Source organism: Bradyrhizobium genomosp. I (2014) (assembly GCF_000261685.1).
Taxonomy (GTDB): Bacteria; Pseudomonadota; Alphaproteobacteria; order Rhizobiales; family Xanthobacteraceae; genus Bradyrhizobium.
In genome coordinates, this window is the sequence record NZ_AJQE01000183.1 from 1 (window position 1) to 6,117 (window position 6,117).

Consider the following 6,117-nt stretch of genomic DNA (forward strand, 5'->3'; position numbering starts at 1 on the left):
CGAGAAGGATGGAGATCGAGGCGAGCGTGGTGCGGATCATCGTCATCACCTCAGCGGAACAGCGCCGTGGTCGACTGCATCATCTGGTCGGCCGCGCTGATGACCTTGGCGTTCATCTCGTAGGCGCGCTGCGCGGCGATCAGGTCGCTCATCTCCGAGACGACGTCGATATTGGCCTGCTCCAGGCTGCCCTGCGTGATCTTGCCGTAACCCTCGGAGTTGGCGGTGCCGTCCTGGGGCGCGCCGGAGGAGGGGGTCTCGATGAACTGGTTGTTGCCGACGGGCTGAAGGCCCGCCTTGTTGATGAAGCGGGTGATGCCGATCTGGCCGATGATCGACGAGGCCGATGAACCCGGCAGGGTCACCGAGACCTGGCCCTGCTCGCTCACGGAGATGCCCGAGGCGTTGTTCGGGATGGTGATGGTCGGCTGCACCGGGTTGCCCTGCGCGGTGACGACGCGGCCCTGATTGTCCATCTGGAAGGTGCCGTCGCGGGTGTACTGGTAGGTGCCGTCGGGCATCAGGATCTTGAAGAAGCCCTCGCCCGAGAGCGCGAGATCGAGGTCGTTGCCGGTCTGCGACAGCGTTCCCTGCGTCATGCTGCGCGGCGTGCCGACGGTCTTGACGCCGCCGCCGATGTCGACGCCGACCGGCAGGATGGTGCCCTGGTCCGACGACTGGGCGCCGACGCGGCGGACGTGCTCGTAGATCAGGTCCTGGAACGCCGCGGTCTGCTTCTTGAAGCCGGTGGTGCGCAGGTTGGCGATGTTGTTGGAGATCACCTGAACGTTGAGTTCCTGGGCCGCCATTCCGGTCGCAGCGGTGTGAAGCGCCTGCATGTCAATTCTCCTTCAATCAGGCCGGAACGTCGGCGAGCTTTTCGATCGCCGATTTGTGGAGGTCGCTCTGCTGCTGGAGCAGGTTGGCGATCGCGGTGTAGCTGCGCATCACCTCGACCATGCGGGTCATCTCGCCGACCGCATTCACGTTCGACTTCTCGACGTAACCCTGCTGCAAGGTGGACTTGGTGTCGGCCTGCTGGTTGGCCGAGCCGACGCCGTAGAGATTGCCGCCGAGCTTGGTCAGCTTGGCCGGATCGTCGAACGACACCATGCGGATCTTGCCGCGGATCGAGTCGGTCCGCGCCGTCCCCTCGAGCACCGTGACGGTGCCGTCGGGCGCGACATTGATGTCGTGGTCGGTCGGCTGGAAGGTAATCGGGCCGGCATTGCCGAGCACGAGATTGCCGTCGGCGGTGACGAGCTGGCCGGTGCTGTTGAGCGAGAACTTGCCGTCGCGGGTATAGAGCTCGCCGCCATTGGCCTGCACCGCGAAATAGGCGCCGCCGCTGATCGCCATGTCGAGGGGATTGTTGGTCGGCTCCATCGGTCCCTGACCGACGTCGCGGAAGGTCCCGCGGTCCTGCACATAGGAGACCCGGCGGTCGCCACCGACGAAATTGTCCTCGCGCGCGTTCGAGTTGAGATACTCCTCGAACAGCGAATGGTCGGCCTTGAAGCCGTTGGTGTTGGCATTGGCGACGTTGTTGGCGATGACATCCATCTGCCGTTCCAACGTCATCTGCCGCGACAAGCCGATCAGAAGCGCGTTCTGCATCGGAAAATCTCCCCTGAGTGAGATCTGCCATTTCGCTCTCCCAAGCGCCTTGGCGGACCCCGTGAACGAGACCTCGAGGTTCTCCCAAACCGAGGGGTCTCGGCCCTCTCTCAGCGAAAGCCGTGCCAACTAAAAAACAAGCGTAATTTCAATTGCTTGCTTGTTTTTGATAAGCGCGGGAGGGCGGCAGAAAGGTTCTGTTAGCCATGTTTGCCCGGCAGATTTTTCCTAGCGGAAGCCCAATCGAAAGGTTCCGTTAACCATTATTACCGTAGCGTTTGCGCATCAGAGGAGCGCATTGCGCTGGGGCATTTGTATCGCGTCACTGTCTGCCAGGAGGCTTCGCTCTTTCGACCCCCTTTGAGAGATGAACGAGCGCGGCAACCATGGCAGAGAATGAAGAAGGCGGCGCAGCCGCCGACGGCGCGGAAGCCGCTCCGCCGAAGAACAAGCTCAAGCTCATCATCATGGCGGTCGGTCTGCTCGCCGTCCTCGGCGGCGGTGCCGCGACCTGGTTCTTCTTCTTCCGTCACGGCGACGAAGAGCATCATGCCGAGGCCGCGGCCCCGCCAAAGCCGCCTTCCTTCGTCGACGTCCCCGACATGATGGTCAACCTCGCCGGCGCGCCGGGCGAGCGCGTGCAGTATCTGCGGCTGAAGATCGTGCTGGAGCTGAAGGAAGAGAAGCAGATCGAGGCGATCAAGCCGACGATGCCGCGGGTCACCGACATCTTCCAGACCTATGTGCGCGAACTGCGCCCCTCCGACCTCAACGGTTCCGCCGGCATCTTCCGCCTCAAGGAGGAACTGACCAAGCGCGTCAACGCGGCGGTCGCCCCGATCCAGGTCAGCGCCGTGCTGTTCAAGGAAGTCGTGGTCCAGTGAGCATGACGGACTAGGATCATGGCCGGCAACGAGCAAATGGACCAGGATGCGATTGCCGCCCAGTGGGAGGCGTCGCTCGATTCCGAGGATCCCGCCGAGGCCGCAAAGGCCGCCGCCGAGAACGAGCTATCGGAGACCATGGCCCTGCAATGGGCGGCCATGGTCGAGGACGGAAGCCGCGATCTCGGCACCGGCAAGAACTCCGGCGAGCGGGTGCTGTCGCAGGAGGAGATCGACAATCTCCTCGGCTTCACCGTCGGCGACGTCACGCTCGACGATCATTCGGGCATTCGCGCGATCATCGATTCGGCGATGGTCTCCTACGAGCGTCTGCCGATGCTCGAAATCGTCTTCGACCGCCTGGTGCGGCTGATGACGACGTCCTTGCGCAACTTCACCTCCGACAACGTCGAAGTCTCGCTCGATCGCATCACCTCGGTGCGTTTCGGCGACTACATGAACTCGATCCCGCTGCCCGCCGTCCTCACCGTCTTCAAGGCCGAGGAGTGGGAGAATTTCGGCATGGCGACGGTCGATTCCAACCTGATCTATTCGATGATCGACGTGCTGCTCGGCGGCCGCCGCGGCACCAGCCAGCTCCGCATCGAGGGCCGGCCCTACACCACGATCGAGACCGAGCTGGTCAAGCGGCTGGTCGAGGTGGTGCTGGCCGACGCCGAGCAGGCGTTCCGGCCGCTGTCGCCGGTGACCTTCACGATCGACCGGCTCGAGACCAATCCGCGTTTCGCCGCGATCAGCCGTCCCGCCAACGCCGCGATCCTGGTCCGCCTGCGCATCGACATGGAAGACCGCGGCGGCAACATCGAGCTGCTGCTGCCCTATGCGACCATCGAGCCAATCCGGGGCGTCCTGCTCCAGATGTTCATGGGCGAAAAGTTCGGCCGCGACCCGGTCTGGGAGGGCCATTTCGCCACCGAGATCGTGCAGGCCGAGATCGCCGTCGATGCGGTGCTCTACGAGGCCGACATTCCGCTCAAGCAGCTGATGCGGCTCAAGGTCGGCGACACGCTGCCGCTGGACATGCGCGCCGATGCCAACGTCACCGTGCGCTGCGGCGACGTCACGCTGACCGAGGGGCGGATGGGCCGGGTCGGCGACCGCGTCGCGATCCGCGTGACGAAACCCCTGCGCAAGCCAAGTACGACACTTGCGATGTTCGAGAAGGCGGACGAGCAGAACAAGATGATGGAGGCCCCATGAACCACTCTCTGGGAATGGCGATCGAGACGCTGGTGGCTATCCTGCTGATGCTGACGATCGTCTACTGCGTCATGCTCAACAAGCGGCTGACGCGGCTGAAGGCGGACGAGCATTCGCTGAAGGCGGTCATCGGCGAGCTGATCACGGCGACCGAGATCGCCGAGCGCGCGATCGGCGGGCTGAAGCTGGCCGTGCGCGACGTCAACGAGAACCTGGGCAACCAGCTCGCGGCCGCGACGCAGATGTCGGATCAGCTCTACAAGCAGCTCGGCGAGGCCGACAACGTGGTCCGGCGTCTGTCCAAGATCGCGATCGCCGCGCGCCCCGTGACGAACCCCGAAGCAGTTGCCGCGTCCGCGGCCAAGCCGTCGACGGCGAAGGCGGTGGCGGCCGCGGCCGAAGCCTTCTCCGAGCGCCGACGCTCCAATGGTCTTGCCGCATGAAGTCAGGAAATGAAGTCCTTTCGTAACATCCGCGTCATTCCGGTCGTCCTGGTTGCCGTCGCCGGTCTCGCCACGCTGAAGGTGGCGGGCCTCGTGATCAATGGCGGCTATGTCTTCGACTACAAGCCGAACCAGACCAGGAAATCCTGGGCGCAGGAGAATCTGAACTTCCCGACCGGCCGCGAGGAGCCGGAGATCATCACCGGCTCGACCCACGGCGCGCCGAAGGAGGCGCCCAAGCCCGCCGCGCCCGAGACCAAGCCGGAAGGCACCGTGGTCAAGATGGACGAAGCCCAGCCGCAGGTCTCGGCCGCCGAGCGCGCGATCCTGGAGCGGCTGCAGGCGCGGCGCCAGGAGATCGAGGCCCGCCAGCGCGAGATCGACATTCGCGAAAGCCTACTCAAATCGGCCGAGAAGCGCATCGAAGGCAAGGTCGAGGAGATGAAGGCGGTGGAAAGCCGCATCTCGGCAACGCAGGCCGAGCAGAAGGCCGCCGAAGCCCAGCGCATGAAGGGCCTCGTGACCATGTACGAGGGGATGAAGCCCAAGGACGCCGCACGGGTGTTCGACCGGCTCGAGATGGGCGTGCTGATCGAGATCGCCTCGGCCATCGCGCCGCGGAAGATGTCGGACATCCTGGGATTGATGTCGCCGGAAGCGGCCGAGAAGCTGACGGTCGAGATGGCCCGCCGCGCCAATGGCGGCGGCGATCAGTCGGCTTCGGCCGCGGACCTGCCCAAGATCGACGGCAAGCCGACGCAAAAGCCGAATTGAGGGCTCATACTTAAGAAGTCCTTAATTGGCAAAACCTTAAGGTCGAGGGCAGGGGCCGGCATCAGGACCGGCGCCGGCCGTCGAAACGGAAGAAATGCCGCCAATGGCGCGAGAGGCTGCCGCTGGATTTGTGTCGCGAGCCCGCGCTTCGGTGCCGGGGTTGTCGCGTCATGTCCGAAACGCGGGCGTGCTGGCGGTCTGCCTGCTGATCGGCCTTGGTGCGCCTGCCCGGGCGGCTGATCCTGTCAGGGGCGAGGCGACGTTTTCCGCCGGCGGCGGCTTTGCCCGTCTCGTCATCAAGCTCGGCGAGGACGTTCCCTCCGAGGTGGCGACCGCGGGTTCCATCCTCATCATCCGCTTCGACCGGCCCGTCGACGTTCCCGTCGACCGAGTCCCGGAAGGCGCGCCCGATTACGTCAACTCCGCCCGCCGCGACCCGGATGGCAGCGCGATCCGCCTGTCGCTGGCGCGGCGCGTCACCGTCAACACCATGAATGCCGGCGAGCGCACCTTCGTCGACCTCTTGCCCGAGGGCTGGAAGGGACCGCCGCCGAGCCTGCCCATGGACGTGGTCAAGGAGCTCGCCGAGCGCGCACGCGTGGCCGAACGCGCGCTGCGTGCCCAGCGCGCCGCCGCCGAGGCCAGGAAGCGTCCGCAGATCCGCGTGCGTGCCTCGGTGCAGCCGACCTTCGTGCGCTTCGTGTTCGAGATGCCCGACGGCGTCGGCGTCTCCTCCGTGCTCAACGAGCAGAAGCTCACGCTCGCCTTCAACGCCAATCTCAATTTCGACCTGGCGGACGCGATCGTCGCAGCGCCGCCGAACGTCGCCTCGATCAAGCAGAAGGCCGACATCGACCAGACCAATGTCGAGATCGCGCTGATCGGCGATTCCGACGTACATTCGTTCCGCGACGAGAAGAACTACGTCGTCGACGTCGCCTTCCAGCCCGACAAGGGCAGGGCGACCGCGACGCCCGAGGCGGCGATCGCGCAGATGAAGCCCGCCGGTCACGGACCGGAGCCTGCGCCGGAAAAGCCGGCGGCCGAGAAGCCGAAGGACGCCCGTAGCGAGATCGCACCGCCGACCTCCGAGACGATCGCGCGCGAAGCCAGGATCGACGTCAAGCCCGAGGCGAAGCCGGAAGCGAAGCCGGACGCACCGGCTACGATGCCACCCG

6 protein-coding genes and 1 pseudogene are annotated in these 6,117 nt (G+C 65.1%); 5 read left to right on the forward strand and 2 right to left on the reverse strand.

Annotated elements, in window-relative coordinates; translation table 11 throughout:
* Positions 1-50 precede the first annotated feature (50 nt).
* Together flgG and flgF are read right to left on the reverse strand one after the other, a co-directional pair.
* The gene (gene flgG / locus IC50_RS17600; protein ID WP_035707298.1) at positions 51-839 is read right to left on the reverse strand and encodes a flagellar basal-body rod protein FlgG; all 789 of its coding nucleotides are present in this window, start codon (positions 837-839) and stop codon (positions 51-53) included.
* 16 nt (positions 840-855) lie between these two features.
* The gene (flgF, locus tag IC50_RS17605) at positions 856-1,617 is read right to left on the reverse strand and encodes a flagellar basal-body rod protein FlgF (RefSeq protein ID WP_035707301.1); all 762 of its coding nucleotides are present in this window, start codon (positions 1,615-1,617) and stop codon (positions 856-858) included.
* Between the two features lie 386 nt (positions 1,618-2,003).
* On the opposite strand from flgF, the gene fliL reads away from it, so the two are divergent.
* The 5 genes and pseudogenes from fliL to IC50_RS17630 form a co-directional block, all read left to right on the forward strand.
* Positions 2,004-2,501, forward strand: coding sequence for a flagellar basal body-associated protein FliL (gene fliL / locus IC50_RS17610; RefSeq protein WP_035707304.1), 498 nt, complete (start codon positions 2,004-2,006; stop codon positions 2,499-2,501).
* A gap of 18 nt (positions 2,502-2,519) precedes the next feature.
* Positions 2,520-3,722, forward strand: coding sequence for a flagellar motor switch protein FliM (gene fliM / locus IC50_RS17615; protein WP_035707307.1), 1,203 nt, complete (start codon positions 2,520-2,522; stop codon positions 3,720-3,722).
* Positions 3,719-4,165, forward strand: coding sequence for a DUF6468 domain-containing protein (locus IC50_RS17620; protein WP_035707311.1), 447 nt, complete (start codon positions 3,719-3,721; stop codon positions 4,163-4,165). The genes fliM and IC50_RS17620 overlap by 4 nt, the downstream gene beginning before the upstream one ends.
* A gap of 9 nt (positions 4,166-4,174) precedes the next feature.
* Positions 4,175-4,939 carry a MotE family protein gene (locus IC50_RS17625; protein WP_035707314.1) on the forward strand — a complete coding sequence of 255 codons (765 nt, stop codon included), beginning with the start codon at positions 4,175-4,177 and terminating at the stop codon, positions 4,937-4,939.
* 103 nt (positions 4,940-5,042) lie between these two features.
* Positions 5,043-6,117 (forward strand): annotated as a pseudogene (locus IC50_RS17630) (tetratricopeptide repeat protein); the annotation flags it as partial.